We start from the raw sequence: 17,919 nt of genomic DNA on the forward strand, positions 1-17,919 counted from the left end.
GAGAGCGGGCACGCATCGGCAAAGATCCATTGTAAGGGAGGATACCAGATGAACCTAAGACCAGACCCCACATTCCACGCGACTCCGAAGCTTGCGATGGAAGCGCCGGCCGAAACATTGGCCTTCACCCTCATGCTCAGCCCCGACGGGTCGCAACCCGACGGGCTGGCCGTAGTCGATGTAGACCCGACCTCGGATAGCTATGGCCAGATCGTCCATCAGGTGATCATGCCCAACACCGGCGACGAGTTTCACCATTTCGGATGGAACGCCTGCTCATCCTCTCTGTCGCCCCTGTCAGGCCATGCCTTTCTTGAACGGCGCTATCTGATCATCCCCGGCATCCGGTCGTCACGCATTTATATTATCGACGTGAAGGAACCGCTGAAGGCGAAAATCCACAAGATCATCGAGCCCGAAGAGGTTTTTGCGAAAACCGGTTATTCACGCCCCCATACGATCCATTGTGGCCCCGAGGGTATTTATGTCTCGACTCTTGGCGGTGGTGGCGCAGACGGGACAGACGGCCCTCCGGGTATTTTCATCATGGATTGCGAAACCTTCGAGATCCTCGGCCGCTATGAAATGGACCGTGGCAAGCAAGACAAGCACTATGATTTCTGGTGGAACCTGCCGCGCGACTACATGGTCAGCTCTGAATGGGGCCTGCCGCCCCAGTTCGAGAACGGTATCGTCGCCGAAGACCTGCTGAGCAACAAATACGGCCATTCGATCCATTTCTGGAACCTGCGCCAGCGCAAGAACGTGCAGACCATCGACCTTGGCGAGAACTACCAGATGGCGCTGGAGATCAGGCCGGCGCATGATCCCTCCAGGAATTACGGATTTTGCGGCGTTGTTGTGGACACAACAAACCTGCAAGGCGCGATTTTCACGTGGTGGCAAAAGGACGATGGCACCTTCGAGGCCAAGAAAACCCTCACCATCGACCCGCGCCCTGAGAAGCCGGAAAACCTGCCGCCCCTGCTGCAAGGGTTCGGGGCGGTGCCGCCACTGGTCACCGATATAGACCTCAGCCTTGATGACAAATACCTCTATGTCGCCTGCTGGGGTTTGGGCGAGATGCATCAATACGATGTATCCGATCCGATGTATCCACGCCTTGCGGGGAAGGTCGAACTGGGCGGCATCGCACGCAGCACGAAACATCCGAACGGCAATCCCTTTGCCTACGGTCCGCAGATGGTCGAGATCAGTCGCGACGGCAAACGCGTCTACTGGACCAACTCGCTTTATTCGACATGGGACAACCAGTTCTATCCCGATGACGAGGGCGGACAGATGGTCATGGCGCATGTCGGCGAAAATGGCGGGCTGACACTGGCCGAAGATTTCTACGTCGATTTCCCGAAAGGCTATCGTAGCCACCAGATCCGGCTGGAAGGCGGCGACTGTTCGACGGACAGTTTCTGCTACCCCTCCGTCTGACGCGTGGCGGGCGTCGACATGGCAGCGGCCCTTTGGTGGGCCGTTGTCGCATCGGGCATATATCACGGGATCAATCCCGCCATGGGCTGGCCGCTGGCTGTCTCGGCGGCGTTGATGGACCGCGCCGAGGGCAGCCTTTTCAAGGCGGTCGGGGCCTTGGCCGCAGGGCATATGCTGGCGATGGCGGCCATTCTCTTTCCATTCACCGTTTTGTTTTTCCTCGCGCAATGGCAGCGCGAAATCCAGATTGCGGCGGCTTGTCTGGTGATCGCGCTGGGCATTTTCCTGCTATGCAACCGCCGCCACCCTCGCTTTCTGGCCCGCGTCCCACCGTCGCGCCTTGCGCTCTGGTCCTTTCTGGTCGCGATGGCGCATGGCGCAGGCCTGATGCTGGTGCCGATCTATCTCGGCATCTGCCGCACCGTCGAGACAAACGCAGGACATGCCGCAGCACAGGATCTGATGGGCAGCAATGCCGAAATCGCAGTGCTCGTCGCGCTGGTCCATACAGGCGCGATGACGCTATCGGGAGGGCTGATCGCCCTCGGCGTATACCGCTGGCTCGGGCTGCGTTTTCTGTCCAGAGCCTGGTTCAATCTCGATCTGATCTGGGCCTTGAGCCTTGTTCTTGTCGGCGCACTATCGCTTTTGATCGTGCTGTGACGTGTCGCGGAGATCCAAGCTTTCTATTTCGACAGGATCGTCGTGCGCGCGGTCACTGCCAGCGGCTATGCCCGTCGAGCGCACAAGACTACAGACCCACAACTCCACGGCAACAGGCCCAACGCACACGCCGCAGCTTCACCGGACCTGCCATTCGCGGATCGCGCAGCGCTTTTCTGTTTGCAAGTATCCACTAGCTGCGTCACGTCGCTTCCGCGGCTTGGAAGACTGACAATGGCTTTAAGCTGGCCAGTTCAGCGCCAGAAGCGAGATTCCAAGACCCTGCCATAGGCTGTCTAAGGCAGGGTTTTGTGAAATGAACGGTGCCAAACTCGAATGCCGGAACTTGTACGAAAACAACATTGTTCAGGGTAGTTCCGGCACCTGGCTGGACTGCTTGAACCGAAAATATCAGCCATCAGGCGCCATTCAATCACGCAGACCGCGAGACCAGCAACTTGTCGATACGCCGCCCGTCAAGGTCAATAACTTCAACGGTCCAGCCCTGCAAATCCGTTCGCTCTGCCACCGCCGGCAGATGCCCGAGCTTGTCGAGGATCAGGCCAGCGACCGTCTGATAATCGCGATCAGGGTCTAACCCGATCGACAGAAGGTCCGCGAATTCGTCTACCGGCATCCAGCCTGCAACCAGATAGGAACCATCTTCCCGCATCACCACCTTTGGCTCATCCGTCACGTCATCGGGAAACTCACCGGTGATGGCCTCAAGCACATCCATCGGTGTGATGATCCCCTCGAAATGTCCGTATTCATCAAAGACCAGAACCATGTGAATTGGTGTCGTGCGCAGACAGTCGATAACCTCCAGTGCGCTTGTTCCGTCCCGCACCACAGGGGCTTCTCGCAAAAGCATACGCAGATCGAATGCGGCATCCGTCAGAGCGGCCGAAAGGATCTCGCGTGTGTTCAGCACGCCGATGATGTTGTCACCATCGCCCTCCCACACGGGCAGTTTGGAACGGCTCAGACTTTGCACGCGCCCCAATATATCTGCCCTGTCGATATCGACATTCAGCGTTTCAATGTCACGGCGGGGCGTCATCAACCCGCGCGCGTTCCGGTCTGCAATACGCATCACGCCTGCGATCATCTGACTTTCGGCAGGCTTCATTGCCCCCGAACTTTCTGCTTCAGCGATGATCAGACGGACCTCTTCGTCGCTCACCCCGCGCGACGGCCCTCCAGACTGGCCCAGAAGGGCGAGCACCAGCTTTCCCGAATGGTCAAGCACCCAGATCAGCGGGGCCGCGACCCGCGCGATAATACGCATCATTGGAGCGACACGCGACGCGACTTGCTCGGGTGCGCGCAACGCGATCTGCTTGGGCACAAGCTCACCCACGATCAATGACAGATAGGTAATCGCCACAACCACCGACCCTACGCCAAGGGGTTGTGCGATAGTGGGTGCAATCCCTGTATCCACCAGGCGTGCCGCAAGACGCGCGCCCAGTGTTGCGCCAGAAAAAGCGCCGGCCAGAACTCCGACTAATGTGATACCGATCTGCACGCTGGACAGAAACCTGCCCGGGTCTTCTGCTAGACGTATCGCGGTTGCAGCGCCTTTGCTGCCCTTGTCGGCCAGCATTTTCAGGCGTGCGGGGCGGGCCGATACAATAGCAAGTTCAGACATTGCCAAAAGCCCGTTGATCAACGTCAAAGAAATGACGATTGCGATTTCGAGGTACATTTTCTCCAACTCTTGCCGGACATTCCGGCCACTGATGTTATCAGTGATATATATATGGTCCCATGTCGGGCGACCATGGCTCAAGTCGCCTTGGTTCGATATCTGAAGAAACGGCCAAGCCTGCAAATACACCTCATCTTGACACAAAGCATCGTCACCTGGCGTCGTGATGACGAAAATTAGGTCTGTCAGATATCAGCAACTGCTTGATATCCAATACTAACCTCTTCCGAACAGATGCAGCGCACCGCCGCCGTTTTCACAGGTCGCGCGTGTAATCGCGCCCGCAATCGCGAAGGCCCGACAAGCGGCCGGAAAAAAATATCCAGTCGCTTGCAAGGTGTCTCATGCTGTTTGATCTCATTCCACTGGCTAGGCCTTACCAAAGCCCGCAATAGCCCGCCCACCAGACCCTCGCCCCGTCCAAACGTGAATGCCTGGGGTGCGGCTTGCACGCGCCCTCCACCTACACGGACAAATAAGCGTCCCTGATCTCGGGTTGGGCGTTCAGAGCTTCCAGAGTGCCGTGGAACTTTTGCTCGCCGCTTTCGATGATCACGGCCATATCGGCCACGGCGCGCGCGAAATGCAGGTTCTGCTCGGACAATAGCACCGTGAGGCCTTCGGATTTCAACTGCAGGATCACGCGGGCCATCTGTTCGACGATCACCGGTGCGATCCCCTCGCTGGGTTCGTCCAGCAGCACGAAGCTGGGATTGCCCATCAGGGTGCGCGCGATGGTCAGCATCTGCTGCTCGCCGCCCGACATTTCCTTGCCACGGTTGTTGCGGCGCTCGGCAAGGTTGGGGAAGAGATCGAACAGCATGTCGCGGGTCCATGTGACCGTCCCCTCGCGCGGGGGTTGGCGCCCAACCTCGAGATTCTCGAGCACGGTCAGATCGGTGAAGATGCGCCGTTCTTCTGGCACATAGCCCAGCCCCAGCTTGGCCACTTTATGCGGCGCCTGCCCCAGCAATTCATGCCCCAGAAACGTGATCGACCCGCTGCGCGGCACGACCAACTGCATGATGGATTTCATGGTGGTGGATTTGCCCGCGCCATTGCGCCCCAGCAGCGCCACAACCTGCCCGCGCTGGACTGAAAAGCTCAGATCGCTCAGGACATGGGCCTTGCCGTAGAAACTGTTGACGGATGCGACCTCAAGCATGCTGACCCTCCTCGGCCGCGTTGAACAGGGTTCCGCCGCCCAGATAGACCTCCTGGACGCGGGGGTCGTTGCGGATGTCCTCGACGCTGCCATTGGCGATCAACTGGCCGCGGTTCAGCACCATGACGCGGTGGGCATGGGCAAAGACCACGTCCATGTCATGTTCGGTGAACAGCACGCTGACGCCACGCTCGCGCACAATATCGGCGGTCAGTTTCATCAGCGCGATGCGTTCGCGCGGGGCCATGCCGGCGGTGGGTTCATCCATCAGCAGCAAGGTCGGCTCATGCGCCAGCGCAATCGCCAGTTCCAGACGTTTCAGATCGCCGTAAGCCAGCACCGCGCAGTGACGGTCGGCCTGATCTGCCATGCCGACCAGATCCAGCAGTTCCAGCGCCTTGTCACGATAGAGCGTATGGGCATAGGGCAGGATCGAGAACACCCGCCCGTGATGCGAGATTAGCGCCATCTGCACGTTTTCGGCTACAGTCATCGAGGCGTAGGTGCCTGTGATCTGGAAGGTCCGCCCCACACCCATTTTCCAGATCTGGCGCGGCCCCAGTCCGGCAAGGTTGACCCCGTTCAGCCAGACCGTTCCCGCGCTAGGGGGCAACTGCCCCATCAACATGTTGAAGCAGGTGGACTTGCCTGCACCATTGGGGCCGATCATGGCCAGCAACTCGCCCTTGTGCAGCGCGAAAGACACGTCCGAGACAGCCTTGATCGCGCCAAAGGATTTCGACAGGCCCCGTGTTTCCAGAACAATCGTCATTTACCATCCTCCGAACTACGCAGGATACCCCAGCGTTCCGCCCATTTGCGCGTTGTGCCGACCAGACCGTCAGGTGCCAGAATAACCACCGCGATAATCAGAACACCCAAGGCCAACCGCCAGTATTCGAACCGTGTGAGCACATCCTTGACGCCTTCCAGCGCGGCACCGCCGACAACACCGCCTGCCAGCGTCTTGACCCCGCCAAGGAAGACTACGATCAGCGCATCGAAACTGCGCGCGATTTCCAGCTCGTTCGGGAATACGCTGCCTTTGGAGAAGACAAAAAGCCCGCCCGCAAGACCCGCCATCGCGCCTGCCAGTGTAAAGGCGGCCCATTGCACGCGCTTGGTATGGATGCCCGTCGCCTCGGCCTGTCTTGCGCTGTCGCGTGACGCGCGCAGGGCATAGCCGAAGGGCGAATGCGCGGCATGGCGCAGAAAAAGAATGCCACCTGCACAGATCACGAGAGTCAGGTAGAAATAGACCGTGGTGCTGGCTGCCCATGCAGCGGGCCAGATATTGACCAAGCCGTCATCGCCGCGTGTCACGTCGCCCCATTGGAAGGCCAGCGACCACAGAAGCTGCGAGAAGGCCAGCGTCAGCATCGCGAAATAAACGCCCGTTAGCCGCAGGCAGACCCAGCCGATAATCACCGCCATCAGGCCCGCACCAAGCGGGGCCAGCAGCAGTGCCAGCTCCATCGGCGTGCCCGCATAGGTCACCAGCAAGGCTGCCACATAGGCGCCGCCGCCGTAGAATGCGGCGTGACCAAAGCTGACCATACCGCCCAGCCCCAGCATGAAATGCAGGCTGGCCGCGAACAGACAGAAGATCAGGATATCGGTCGTCAGCACCATTGCAAAGCTCGAGCCATAGAGCGGCATAAATGCCAGCACAGCCAGACCGGTGGCCACGATCATCCTGACCCGCGCGCCTGCGGGCTTGATCGGGCGTTCAGGCTCGCCCACCTGCCCGTGCTCGCCTGCTACCTCGGGGCGACCGAACAGGCCGTAAGGACGCACCATCAGCACTACGACCATAATCACGAAAATCAGCACCAGCGTGCTCTGGGGGATGTACGTCACACCGAACACCCCCAGAACCGAGACCAGCACCGCCGCCAGATAGGCACCGGGCAGTGAGCCCATGCCACCGATCACGACCACCACAAAGATCGTGGTCAGGATGGTAAAATCCATCAGCAGATCAGCGCCGCCCTTGGGCAGTTGCAGCGCGCCGCCCAGACCGGCCAGCGCGCAGCCCAGAAAGAACACGCCGGTAAACAGCCATGCCTGATTGACGCCCAGCGCGCCGACCATCTCGCGGTCTTGCGTGGCGGCGCGCACCAGCACACCGACGCGGGTCTTGGTGATCAGGAACCACAGGGCCAAGGCCACGAAGGGCGTGATCGCCACCAGAGCCAGATCATATTTCGGCACCGGCTCGCCCATGATGCGGATAACACCGGTCAGGCCGGGCGCACGCGGACCCATCAGATCCTCGGCCCCGAAGGTCATCAGTGTCAGATCCTGAATGACAAGGATCACACCGAAAGTGGCAACAAGCTGGAAAAGTTCGGGCGCGCGGTAGACAGGGCGCAGCACGCAGATTTCCACGATAACGCCGATAATGCCCACGATGATGCCGGCCAGCAGGATCGACAGCCAGAAGCCGAACATCCCCGGCAAAAGCTGCATCATTGTATAGCCGACATAGGCCCCAAGCATGTAGAACGATCCATGCGCGAAGTTCACGATCCGTGTGACACCGAAAATCAGCGACAGGCCGGATGCGACCATGAAGAGCGCACCCGCATTGGCAAGGCCGGTCAATAGCTGTGCGAGGAAGAAACCCATGATGCAGTCCCGGTCATGAAAGGAAAGGGTCAGGGCGCGTCAATGGAACTGCCGTCAGCACGGCAGCGCAACCATCAATGGCCCGAAGGTTCAGCACGAGGCAGGGACAGCAACGCGGCCCCTGCCAAACTGTGATAGCGCGGCCTCAGTTGGCCGGGCGCATGGCGCGCACTTCGTCGTCGCTGGGCAGATAGTCGGCACCGTCCTTATAGGTCCAGTCGACCATCACACCCTTGCCATCCTTGAGCGTGGTCGTGCCCACGAAAGCCCCCATGGTCGCCTGATGGTCGATCGCGCGGTAGGTGATCGGGCCGACAGGTGTATCCAGTTCCAGCCCCTTGAACGCCGCCTTCAGCGCCTCGGTCTCGGTGCTGCCGGCTTTTTCCAGCGCGGCCTGAATGGATTGCACGGTCATGTAACCCACCAGCGAACCGATACGGGGATAGTCGTTGTAGCGCGCCTGATACGCCTCGACGAAGGCGGTATTGGCGTCATCGCTCACGTCATACCAGGGATAGCCCGTCACGATCCAGCCCTCGGGGGCTTCCTCGCCCAGCGGATCAAGGTATTCCGGCTCGCCAGTCAGCATGCCAAACACCGTGCGCCCGTCAAAAACGCCGCGTGTCGTGCCTTCGCGCACGAATTTCGCAAGGTCCGTGCCAAAGGTCACGTTGAAGATCGCATCAGGCTTGGACCGCTCCAGAGCCTGCACCTCGGCGCCCGCGTCGATCTTGAACAGGGCGGGCCATTGCTCGGTCACGAATTCCACATCGGGTTTCAGGTTGGTCAGCACTTTCTTGAAGGCCTCGACCGCTTCCTTGCCATAGGCATAGTTGGGCGCGATGGTCGCATAGCGCACGGCATCGGATTGCGCGGCAGCCTCGGCCAGCATCGCGGCCTGCATATAGGTCGAGGTCCGCAGGCGGAACGTATAGTCATTGCCGCTGGCCCAGACGATGGAGTCCGCCAGAGGTTCGGACGCGAGATAGAGGTATTTCTTCTCGGCCGCCAGCGATGAGATCGCCAACCCCACATTACTGAGGATCGTGCCCGTCAGCATCACAGCCCCGTCGCGCGTCATCAGTTCCTCGGCGATCTTGATCGCCTCGCCCGGCTCGCCCTGATCGTCGCGGAAGATGAATTCCAGCGGCTTGCCCAGCACACCACCTGCGGCGTTCACCTCTTCCAGCGCCAGTTCGATCCCCATTTTATAGGGTTCGGCAAAGGCTGCCATCCGCTTGTAATGGTTGATCTCTCCGATCTTGATCGTGTCCTGCGCCAGTGCGGGCAGACCTGTGACGGCAAGTGCTGCGGCACCCACCAGTCCTTTCAGAAACGTCTTGCGGTGCATTTGGGTATCCTCTGTGTTGGACGTCCTCAGTCGTGCTGGACGAAAGTTGGTTTTACAGGTTCTCCAAGGTCTGTCGTTGCCTCGGCTTCGATCAGGTCGCGTATCCTTTTACGGTATACGTTCGGCCCTTTGTCTATGGCAATCCGGATAGGCTTGCGCTTTTGAGGACGCTGTTCCTCGAGATGGATCGCTTCCAAAATCTCCTTGTCTTCGGCAAAGGCTACGCGGAACATCGCGTCCATCTGGTCCGATGCCGCGTCATCGCCCACCGCCGCGTTGCGGATATGCATCCAGTGGTCGATGGTATAGTCCTCGGTCACCGGTGTCACGAAATGCAGCGCAAAAATCCGCACACCCTTCTGGCGGTCTTCCTCGGGCAGATTCAGCGCCGCATCGGAACTGCCGAAGTCAATCACTGCCGTGCTGGGCAGATGCAGGTGGTAGTAATGCCAGCGGTCCACATTGCCGGAAAATCCGCCGAATTTCTGGAAGAACCCGACGGGCGGCGCATCCCTGATCCAGCGCCACGCGACGATGGCTTTACCCGATGTGCTGACATGGACCGGCACATTCTCTGACGCAGAACTGCCAAGCGTGGTGGGATGCACGAAACTGACATGGGCAGGATCGACAAGGTTCTCGGCCACATTCAGGTAATGGGCTTTAAGATGCAATGCATCGCCGTGATGCACATGCCATGCAGGATCGCTGAATTCGGGCAGGTCGAAGATGGTCGCGGGATCGGCGCGCTGCGGATCGCCCATCCAGACCCAGACAATGCCGTGACGCTCCTGCACCGGATAGGCCTCGACATAGGCGCTGGCGGGCAGGTTCTCCTGCCCCGGCACCCGCACGCAAGCACCGCTGCGGTCGAAGGTCATGCCGTGATAGCCGCACTGGATCGTGTCGCCGATGCGCTTACCCTTGGACAGCGGAAGCTGACGGTGCGGGCAACGGTCCTCAAGTGCGACGAGCGTGCCATCGCTGGCCCGAAACATGACAAGCGTCTCATTCACGATGGTCAGGGCGCGCATCTGGTCACCGAAATCACGCGACCAGCCTGCCACATACCAGGCGTTTTTGATGAAAGACATCGCTTCTTCCTCCGGTTGCGTTGCCACGATCAGCGGCAATCCGTTGGCTGCTCAGGCGGCGCGCCGGTCCTGCGACCGATCCGCGCAACCGTGGCCCTTTGTCCCATACGGCCCCAAAAACTTGTTAGCTGTCAAACAATATTTTAAGCTGGAAACAGGAAATGGACCCCGCCCGACTTTCGTGAAACACTAGCGCCCTGATGATAAGCAAATAGGCTGGGCTGTCCCCTACCGCGCCACAGGAAAGACGACGCATGGATATCGAGAATCGGGATATCACCGCCTACCGGCTGGAAGACCAGATCGGCTTCAAACTGCGGCTGGCCAACCAGAAACATCTGGAAGTCTTCGCGCGGATGATGCCCGATGTGACCCCGACCCAATTCGCCGTTCTGGCCAAGCTGATGCAAGACGAGGTGATCTCCCAGAACCAGTTGGGACGGCTTGTCGGCATGGATGCAGCCACCACCAAAGGCGTGGTGGACCGTCTGCGCGCCAAGGGGTTCGTGCGGCGCACCAAAAGCACCAGTGACATGCGGCGGCTGGAAATCTCGCTCACACCCGAGGGGCGCGTCTTTGCGGATCAGGCAGTACAGACCGCGCATCAGATATCGCAGGCCACAGCCCAGAACCTGTCGCGCCGAGAACTGGAACGCCTGCTGGAACTGCTCGACAAGCTCTAGACTCCTGCCGTTTCATCGTGCCCCGAACACTCAATATCCTGCGGTAGCCACAGGCTTAGCGCAGCCCGTCCTTACCTTCGGCCTCGGCATGCGCCAGCCCGCCAACGCGCGGAAGGGGGCGGCCCGAATCGGTAACAGCGACCGCGACCATGATCTCGCCAGCACGCGGCGCATCCGGAAGGCGCACTTCGATCCCGTCGAAATGGCTGCGCACATAGGCCGCGTCCTTGTGGCCCAATGGCACGTCCAGCGGCTGCCCCGGCCCGCCCATTTTCTTGGACGACGGCACGAGGGCAGCCCCCTTCTCGACCGCTGCACGCAGGGGGGCGCCCAGTTTGGGATGCAGGATCGCGGCGGCATGTTCCAGCTCTCCGTCCTCGCCCACCATCGCGGCCTTGCCATAGCTTTGCGCCTCGGCGGGGGTGATCCCCAAAGCGGCAACACAGCGTTGCCCCAGAAGCCCGCCCAGTTCCGCGCCGATCTCGATCAGCTCCGACAGATCCGCGACATAGCGACCAGCAAAGGGATTGGCGATGACGGCCACGGCCACGGCCTTGCGGGTCGCAGGGGTGATCGTCTGGCCCATCTCGCGATGCGTTTCCTCGACCCAGACAGCGATACGGCGGATATCGGCGCTCATCTCAGCCCATCCCTTTCAGCAATCTGGTCGGCGCGGAAACCGCCAGCGCGGTTATGCACACGCGGACCGGTGGTCATCACCAGCGCAAGGGCCATCTCGTGCGCGCGCGGCGCATCGTTGAGGCCCAGTTCCATCGAATCGAAATGGCTGCGGACATAGGATGCGTTCACATGGGTGACCGGCACATCCAGACGCGCACCGACACCGCCCACCTTTTTGGTTGAGGGCACAATCGCCAGCGCATCGCCCAGCACCTCACGCATTGCATAGCCGCCCGGCGCATGCCACAGCGCGCCATGCTCCAACTCGCCGGCCGCGCCGACAATAGCACCTTTGCCGTAGCCTTCGACCAGCGCGGGATCACCGCCCAACAGGTCCACCAGACGTTGCGCCATCATCAGGCCAAGGGGTTTGAGATCTTCCATGAAATGCTGGATATCCTCAACATAGGCACCGGCAAAAGGGTTGCGGATTACCGCCAGAACGGCAGCACGACGCAGAGGGGTATTGGCCTTTGGCCCACCCTCATGGAAAATCTCCTCGGTCACGTTGAGGATTTTACGGATCTCGACCTCAGGCATGCTGAAGGCTCCTTTCTGAAAGGGCGGATGCCCATGATCTGTGATGCGTCGTGGCGCCCTGACCTTGCAGCAGCAGGGCGGCGGCTGCAACATGGCCCGCATCCACCAGAGATTGTGCCCGCAGCACACCGCGGGACAGGGCCGATGCGATATCGCTCTGCGACAGCGCGCCGACATGGGTGACGACCAGTCGCGCGCCAAGATCGCTGTCGGGGTGCAACTCCTGCGCGGGCTGGCGGGAGATGGCCGGATGGTCCGGCAGATCGACCGCATTGGCCACCAGCGTGGCGGCAGCATCCGCCTGTGCCGCGCCAGCGGCCAGCACTGTGACAGATGTCGCAATCCCCCGCGACAGGCTGCGCCCGCCCTGCCCGCTGGTCGCGATACCGCCGATCCCGTCTTCTGCAGCCAATGTGATCTGTCCGCTGATCTGCCCGCCCAGACCTGCAATAGCCGCGCGGAAGGTCTGGCCCGCCGCCAGATGCAATGCGATATCGCCCCCGTTATTGACATAGGCACGGGCGAGCGGTGTTGCGGCCAGCATCGCGGCCAGCACCTCATCCGCAACGGAACCGGCTACGGCGGCCATCGGGGTGATAAAGTCACCCTGCGCAACCGCGGCGCAGGCGCGGTGCATCCGGCCCGCGATCTTGCCTTTGGGACGCACGCCAAGGGTTCTGCGCAACAGCGGCAGTTCGGGGACAAGCTCGTTCAGCACCGTGGCGAAACGATCACGCGCGGCGCGGTAGGCGATGCGACGCGCCTCCTCGCTCTGCTCCTCGGCCATGATCACCAGATCAATCGGGCCGTGATGCAGATGCAGGCGACCATCCGGCAGAAGGGCGGCTTGCGCTCCGCTCATCCCCGCCGCCCTTTGCGATCAGGCCGCCAGCGATAGTTCTGCGGATCATGCGGATCTGGCTGGCTGAGATTGGGCAAGACCCTGCGGATCGCGGGGGTCAGCACACCTTCGACAGGTTTGACATGATCCACATGACCGCCCAAGGCTGCATAATCCTCCAGCCGCAGGGTAAATTCGATAGGGGCCACCAGTGCAGGCGTCGGCACATAGCCGAAAGAATTGGTGGGCATATCCATCACATCGGCCATGACGGTGATACCGCCGCCGGGCCAGACATAGGCCTCGGCCCCGCCACAGGACACATAAGTCAGCGCATCCTTGACCGACCGTGTCAGCCGCACAGGGTTCTCGGTCACGCCTGCGCGCAATGACCCGCCCGCGCCGCCCATGAACAGGACCGAGCAGAGCGAGGGTTCGCAATTCTCGGCGATACGCTCGGCAGTAGCCAGCAAGGAGGGGGTGATTTCAGCCGGTTGCGGGATCAAGTCATCATCCAGCACGTAATAGGCCCATTGCTCGCCCGTGGTGGAAATCATCAGCAAGCGCAGCCCTGCCCAAGCCAGCTTCGGATCGGCCGGCTTAAGGATCGTCAAAGGGTCCTGCACATTAGTCCCACCCCAGCCTGTACCGGGTTCGGCCACTTGAAAATAGCGGCCCGGCGTGGATTTGCGGCCCTTCACCTTGATCCCCGAGGGGCGCATATCAAGGCCCTTGCCCGCCTCGTGCTCGCTCAGCACGCCGGTGATATGGTCGTCCACAACAACCACCTCGTCGACATGGCCGTGCCATTGCTTGGCGAACATCCCGATGGTGGCCGAGCCGCAACCCACGCGCATCAGCTTTTCCGGCACGCCGTTGATGACCGGCGCGTGACCTGCCTGCACCACAAGTGTCACGCCCTCGTCGATCTGCATCTCGACCGCCTCGCGGTTGCACAGGCGCATCAGCGCGTCACAGGTCACGCGACCTTCCTTCTTGGAACCGCCCGTCAGGTGTTCGACCCCGCCCAGCGACAGCATCTTGGAGCCGTATTCGGCGGTCATCACATGCCCGATCGCCTCGCCATCCACCCGCACAACGGCACGCTCGTGCCCGATATGGCGGTCGGTGTCGATTTTCACTTTCACGCCGCAATAGCTGAAGATGCCTTCCGTCACGACGGTAACCATATCGACGCCCTCGACCTGCTGGCTGACGATGAAGGGGGCCGGTTTGTAATCGGGATATGTGGTGCCCGCGCCGACCGCCGTTACGAAGGTGCGGTTGCCCTGGATGACGTCGCCGTCCCAATCCTGCGCGTTTTCGCCCTGATCAAGAAAGGCCACCGCCTGCGCGCCGCCCTGAATGACGGTCAGCGGATCAAGGCGCACCAATTCGCCTCCGTGGTTGGCATAACGATCGCAGGCACCTGCCTTGCCATCGGCGATATAACACATCACCGGGCAGGCATCGCAGCGGATCTTTTCCGCTGCCAAGGGGGCGTTGTCGTCAGGCATGTCCTGCCTCCTTCAGAGCGGCGCGCACGCGCGCAGGGGTCGCGGGAAGTTGCGTGATCCGCACACCGGTGGCATGCCTGATCGCGTTCAGGATCGCAGGGGCCGTGGGGATCAGCACATGTTCCCCCAAGCCTTTCGCGCCGTAAGGCCCGTGTGCGTCGGGCACTTCGATGATCAGCGTGTCAATCGGGGGCACGTCGCCGATAGTCGGGATCAGGTAGTCATGCAGGTTCTCGGTGCGGTGGGGGATATATTCCTCCATCAGCGCCATACCCATGCCTTGGGCGATACCGCCATGCACCTGCCCTTCGACCAGCAGGGGGTTAATCGCCTGGCCCACATCATGGGCGGCGGTAAATCGCAGCGGACGTACACGGCCAAGGGCAGTATCAACCTCGACCACCACCAGATGCGCGGCATAGCCGTATTGGGCATAGGGCTCGCCCTGCCCGTTCGCATCCAGCGGCTTGGTCGGGGGATCGTAGGATTCGTTCACCTCGATCACATAGCCTTTGAGGTTGGGCGACAGGCGCGCCAGATCGAGGACAAAGTGTTGCGCGCCATCCGTCACCGCAACAGTGCCATCCTGCAAGGTCACCACCGCATCGGGGCTTGCGTTGACCTGTGACAGCATCTCGCGGCGCAGCGCCTCGCCTGCCAGCCTAGCGGCATTGCCGGTTACAAACGTCTGCCGGCTGGCCGAGGTTTTGCCAGCGTCGGGCGTCAAATCGGTATCAGCCCCGACAAGGGCGATCTGATGGACGGAAACGCCCAGCGCGCGGGCAAATATCTGCGGGATCACGGTGTTGGAGCCCTGACCGATATCCATGGCGCCCTGATGCAGCACAACCGTTCCATCAGCACGCAATCCTGCGCGGATGGTGGATGGGTTGGGCATCGAGGTATTGCCGCAGCCATACCAGCCCGCGGCCAGACCGACACCGCGTTTTAGGGTGCTGTTGACGGTGTTGAAAGCGGCGCAGTCGGCCTTTGCGGCCTCCCAAGCGGGGCGCAGCGCCTCAAGGCAGGGTTTGATCCCGACGCCTTTGGCGAAGACCTGCCCGCAGACTGTCGGAACGCCGTTATCCAGCGCGTTGAGAAGACGAAAATCAAGCGGGTCCATGCCAAGTTGCGCGGCAAGATCGTCGAACAGACTTTCCTGTGCGATGGCCGATTGCGGCACGCCGAAGCCGCGAAATGCGCCTGCGGGCACGCAATGCGTATGGATCGCGCGCGACCGCGCACGGTAATCGGACACGCGGTAAGGGCCGGAGGCATGGACTGGCACGCGGTTCGCCACGGTCGGTCCCCAAGAGGCATAGGCGCCGGTGTTGAAATCACCATCGAATGTCATACCGCACAGCCGCCCGTCACGATCCGCGCCGATCCGCATCGTGATCTGTGCGGGATGCCGTTTGGTGGTGGACTGCATGGTTTCCACACGCTCATAGGTCATCCTTACGGCACGGCCTGTCTTCATCGCGGCAAGCGCCAGAAACGGTTGTAGCGATATGTCGATTTTGGAACCGAAGCCGCCCCCCACCGCCGTGGGCACGATGCGGATACGCTCGCGCGGCAGGCCCAGAATGGGCATCAGCGCGTCCTGATCCATCACGGGCGCTTGCGTGCAGGCATGGACGACAACGCGGTCGCCCTGCATCTCGGCAAAGCCTGCCTCGGGTTCGATGTAACCGTGCTCGACAAAGGCGGTGGTGAAATGCCCCTCAACGATGACATCCGCACGGCCCAGCGCGGCATCGGCATCGCCGCAAGCAACATGGCCGCCGCACATGATATTGCCAGCGCGTCCATCATGCAGTTGCGGGGCAGCACCGGACAGTGCCGCATTAACCTCCATCACAGCATCGCGGATGGCCCATGAAACAGGGAAGGCCTCCAGATCAAGCTGCGCCATGACTGCAGCCTCTCCGATAACGGCGGCCACCGCCTCGCCACGAAAGCGAACATGATCCACTGCGAAAACAGGCTGGTCGATGAAGCCGGGAATGACGCCGAAGGCATTCAGGCCGGGCACATCGGCGGCGGTCAGGATCGCGTGCAGGCCCTGATGGGCAGCAAGGTAGCCGTCCAGATCGCCAAGGGTGAAACCGGCATGGGCATGGGGCGAGCGGATTACCCGCAACACCAATGCACCGGCGGGCGCGACATCATCGCCGAAGGCTTCCATGCCTGTAACCTTGGGCAGACCGTCCAGACGACGCAGGCTCGTGCCGACATCGCCCGCAGTCTCGGCAGAGGGCACAGCCCCTGCCCCCACGACCGCGTCGATGATCTTGCGATAGCCCGTGCAGCGGCACAGCACGCCACCCAGCGCGTCCTGCACCTGAACGGCATCGGGCGTGGCGATCTCGCGTAGCAACGCCACGGCAGACACCATCATTCCGGGGGTGCAGATCCCGCATTGCGCGGCCTGATGCGCCTGAAAGCTGTTGACCAGCGCGCCCGCATGGGGATCGGCCTTGACCAGCCCTGCCAGCGTTTCGATCTTTGCACCCGCCGCCCGTTGCACCGGCATCAGGCAAGCACACAGTGGCACCCCATCGACCAGCACGGTGCAAGCACCGCAATCGCCCGCATTGCAGCCGATCTTGACGTCTTTGGCCCCCAGTTTTTCGCGCAGCACATGGGACAACCGTTCGCCGGGCGTTGCCTCGACCTCGACCACCACGCCGTTCAGCTGGAAAGCAGTCATTTCGGGTGCGGTGCGTCTATCCATTTGACTTGCCCTGTTTGCCGATTGCATGCGCCACGGCGCGCGCACAAAGAGTAGCTGCTGCCTCCATCCGGTATTCGGCACTGCCGCGCACATCCGCGATGGGCGCGAGCGGGGAGAGATGCGCGGGCGTGATCAAAGCAGCACCTGCCAGCAGCACATCCCTGACCGCGCGGCCCGTCAGATCAGCCTCTAGCGCCGGCAGGCGTTGCGCCGTCGCGGAACAGGAACCCACGGCAATAGCGGCTTTCACGATCCGGTCCTCTTCAACCGTCACCACGGCTGCGACCATCGCGATCGAGATCACCAGATAATGCCGCGCGCCCAGTTTCAGAAACGACCCCTGCGCCTTGTCGGGCTGTGCGGGAATATGGATCGCGGTCAACACCTCGGCAGGCCGTCGCGCGGTCTTGCGCGGCCCTTGCAGGAAATCGGCCAGCGGCATCCGTCGCGTGCCAGCGGTCGAGGCCAGTTCAACCACGGCCCCCAAAGCCAGCAATGGCGGCACCCCGTCAGCGGCGGGCGAGGCGTTGCACAAGTTGCCCGCGATTGTACCCGCGTTCTGGATCTGGACCGACCCCACCTCATATGCGGCAGCCTTCAACCCGTCGAAGGCAGGGGGCAGACCGGCGCGGATTACATCCGTCCAGGTCGTGGCCCCGCCGATGCGCCAGCCGGAACCGTCAGGCATAAACCCGCGCATGCCTTCCACACGGGTGATATCGACCAGATCACCTTGCAAAGGACGCGACCCCTGCGCCGGAAACCAGTCTGTCCCGCCGGCAATGATGGCGCCATGTCCGCGGTCAAGAGCGGCCAGAGCCTCGGTCAGTGATGCGGCCACCAGATAAGCCAT

At 61.5% G+C, this 17,919-nt stretch carries 15 protein-coding genes; 3 read left to right on the forward strand and 12 right to left on the reverse strand.

Annotation, left to right across the window (positions count from 1 at the left end):
- The first annotated feature begins 48 nt into the window (after positions 1-48).
- Positions 49-1,449 (forward strand): selenium-binding family protein, encoded by a 1,401-nt coding sequence (locus K7H22_RS06235; RefSeq protein WP_230799868.1) that lies wholly within the window; start codon positions 49-51, stop codon positions 1,447-1,449.
- 18 nt (positions 1,450-1,467) lie between these two features.
- On the forward strand, positions 1,468-2,112 hold the full coding sequence (locus tag K7H22_RS06240) for a hypothetical protein (protein ID WP_230799869.1): 645 nt from the start codon (positions 1,468-1,470) through the stop codon (positions 2,110-2,112).
- A gap of 433 nt (positions 2,113-2,545) precedes the next feature.
- Here the strand turns inward: K7H22_RS06240 and K7H22_RS06245 are convergent, their stop codons facing one another.
- The 6 genes from K7H22_RS06245 to K7H22_RS06270 form a co-directional block, all read right to left on the reverse strand.
- Complete coding sequence (locus K7H22_RS06245) at positions 2,546-3,823, reverse strand: hemolysin family protein (RefSeq protein ID WP_230799870.1); 1,278 nt, start codon at positions 3,821-3,823, stop codon at positions 2,546-2,548.
- A gap of 466 nt (positions 3,824-4,289) precedes the next feature.
- Positions 4,290-4,991, reverse strand: coding sequence for an ABC transporter ATP-binding protein (locus K7H22_RS06250; protein WP_230799871.1), 702 nt, complete (start codon positions 4,989-4,991; stop codon positions 4,290-4,292).
- Positions 4,984-5,763 carry an ABC transporter ATP-binding protein gene (locus tag K7H22_RS06255; protein WP_230799872.1) on the reverse strand — a complete coding sequence of 260 codons (780 nt, stop codon included), beginning with the start codon at positions 5,761-5,763 and terminating at the stop codon, positions 4,984-4,986. Before K7H22_RS06255 ends, K7H22_RS06250 begins: the two co-directional genes overlap by 8 nt.
- Positions 5,760-7,622, reverse strand: a complete 1,863-nt coding sequence (locus K7H22_RS06260; RefSeq protein WP_230799873.1) for an ABC transporter permease — start codon at positions 7,620-7,622, stop codon at positions 5,760-5,762. Before K7H22_RS06260 ends, K7H22_RS06255 begins: the two co-directional genes overlap by 4 nt.
- 145 nt (positions 7,623-7,767) lie before the next feature.
- Positions 7,768-8,973 carry an ABC transporter substrate-binding protein gene (locus K7H22_RS06265; protein ID WP_230799874.1) on the reverse strand — a complete coding sequence of 402 codons (1,206 nt, stop codon included), beginning with the start codon at positions 8,971-8,973 and terminating at the stop codon, positions 7,768-7,770.
- A 26-nt stretch (positions 8,974-8,999) separates the two neighbouring features.
- Positions 9,000-10,067 (reverse strand): aromatic ring-hydroxylating dioxygenase subunit alpha, encoded by a 1,068-nt coding sequence (locus K7H22_RS06270; RefSeq protein WP_230799875.1) that lies wholly within the window; start codon positions 10,065-10,067, stop codon positions 9,000-9,002.
- A gap of 254 nt (positions 10,068-10,321) precedes the next feature.
- Here K7H22_RS06270 and K7H22_RS06275 point away from each other — a divergent pair, with 254 nt between their 5' ends.
- Entirely contained in the window at positions 10,322-10,750 is a 429-nt protein-coding gene (locus K7H22_RS06275) for a MarR family winged helix-turn-helix transcriptional regulator (protein ID WP_230799876.1), read from the forward strand.
- 55 nt (positions 10,751-10,805) lie between these two features.
- Here K7H22_RS06275 and K7H22_RS06280 read toward each other — a convergent pair whose 3' ends face one another.
- The 6 genes from K7H22_RS06280 to K7H22_RS06305 are packed head-to-tail and all read right to left on the reverse strand — an operon-like array spanning position 10,806 to position 17,919.
- Positions 10,806-11,390 (reverse strand): amino acid synthesis family protein, encoded by a 585-nt coding sequence (locus K7H22_RS06280; protein ID WP_230799877.1) that lies wholly within the window; start codon positions 11,388-11,390, stop codon positions 10,806-10,808.
- Positions 11,387-11,971, reverse strand: a complete 585-nt coding sequence (locus K7H22_RS06285; protein WP_230799878.1) for an amino acid synthesis family protein — start codon at positions 11,969-11,971, stop codon at positions 11,387-11,389. The genes K7H22_RS06280 and K7H22_RS06285 overlap by 4 nt, the downstream gene beginning before the upstream one ends.
- The gene (locus K7H22_RS06290) at positions 11,964-12,833 is read right to left on the reverse strand and encodes a UPF0280 family protein (RefSeq protein ID WP_230799879.1); all 870 of its coding nucleotides are present in this window, start codon (positions 12,831-12,833) and stop codon (positions 11,964-11,966) included. Before K7H22_RS06290 ends, K7H22_RS06285 begins: the two co-directional genes overlap by 8 nt.
- Positions 12,830-14,329 (reverse strand): 6-hydroxynicotinate reductase, encoded by a 1,500-nt coding sequence (locus K7H22_RS06295; protein ID WP_230799880.1) that lies wholly within the window; start codon positions 14,327-14,329, stop codon positions 12,830-12,832. Before K7H22_RS06295 ends, K7H22_RS06290 begins: the two co-directional genes overlap by 4 nt.
- Positions 14,322-17,066: a molybdopterin-dependent oxidoreductase gene (locus K7H22_RS06300; RefSeq protein ID WP_230799881.1), complete on the reverse strand. Its 2,745-nt coding sequence runs from the start codon at positions 17,064-17,066 to the stop codon at positions 14,322-14,324. Before K7H22_RS06300 ends, K7H22_RS06295 begins: the two co-directional genes overlap by 8 nt.
- A complete protein-coding gene (locus K7H22_RS06305; RefSeq protein WP_230799882.1) occupies positions 17,059-17,919 on the reverse strand; it encodes an FAD binding domain-containing protein in 861 nt (286 codons plus the stop codon). Before K7H22_RS06305 ends, K7H22_RS06300 begins: the two co-directional genes overlap by 8 nt.

This window comes from Seohaeicola saemankumensis, assembly GCF_021021435.1.
GTDB lineage: Bacteria > Pseudomonadota > Alphaproteobacteria > Rhodobacterales > Rhodobacteraceae > Seohaeicola.

Excerpts from the sequence above, each read along its gene's own strand:
- K7H22_RS06235 (WP_230799868.1), top strand. The coding sequence starts at position 49 with ATGAACCTAAGACCAGACCCCACATTCCACGCGACTCCGAAGCTTGCG.
- K7H22_RS06240 (WP_230799869.1), top strand. The coding sequence starts at position 1,468 with ATGGCAGCGGCCCTTTGGTGGGCCGTTGTCGCATCGGGCATATATCAC.
- K7H22_RS06245 (WP_230799870.1), bottom strand. The coding sequence starts at position 3,823 with ATGTACCTCGAAATCGCAATCGTCATTTCTTTGACGTTGATCAACGGG.
- K7H22_RS06250 (WP_230799871.1), bottom strand. The coding sequence starts at position 4,991 with ATGCTTGAGGTCGCATCCGTCAACAGTTTCTACGGCAAGGCCCATGTC.
- K7H22_RS06255 (WP_230799872.1), bottom strand. The coding sequence starts at position 5,763 with ATGACGATTGTTCTGGAAACACGGGGCCTGTCGAAATCCTTTGGCGCG.
- K7H22_RS06260 (WP_230799873.1), bottom strand. The coding sequence starts at position 7,622 with ATGGGTTTCTTCCTCGCACAGCTATTGACCGGCCTTGCCAATGCGGGT.
- K7H22_RS06265 (WP_230799874.1), bottom strand. The coding sequence starts at position 8,973 with ATGCACCGCAAGACGTTTCTGAAAGGACTGGTGGGTGCCGCAGCACTT.
- K7H22_RS06270 (WP_230799875.1), bottom strand. The coding sequence starts at position 10,067 with ATGTCTTTCATCAAAAACGCCTGGTATGTGGCAGGCTGGTCGCGTGAT.
- K7H22_RS06275 (WP_230799876.1), top strand. The coding sequence starts at position 10,322 with ATGGATATCGAGAATCGGGATATCACCGCCTACCGGCTGGAAGACCAG.
- K7H22_RS06280 (WP_230799877.1), bottom strand. The coding sequence starts at position 11,390 with ATGAGCGCCGATATCCGCCGTATCGCTGTCTGGGTCGAGGAAACGCAT.
- K7H22_RS06285 (WP_230799878.1), bottom strand. The coding sequence starts at position 11,971 with ATGCCTGAGGTCGAGATCCGTAAAATCCTCAACGTGACCGAGGAGATT.
- K7H22_RS06290 (WP_230799879.1), bottom strand. The coding sequence starts at position 12,833 with ATGAGCGGAGCGCAAGCCGCCCTTCTGCCGGATGGTCGCCTGCATCTG.
- K7H22_RS06295 (WP_230799880.1), bottom strand. The coding sequence starts at position 14,329 with ATGCCTGACGACAACGCCCCCTTGGCAGCGGAAAAGATCCGCTGCGAT.
- K7H22_RS06300 (WP_230799881.1), bottom strand. The coding sequence starts at position 17,066 with ATGGATAGACGCACCGCACCCGAAATGACTGCTTTCCAGCTGAACGGC.
- K7H22_RS06305 (WP_230799882.1), bottom strand. The coding sequence starts at position 17,919 with ATGGCTTATCTGGTGGCCGCATCACTGACCGAGGCTCTGGCCGCTCTT.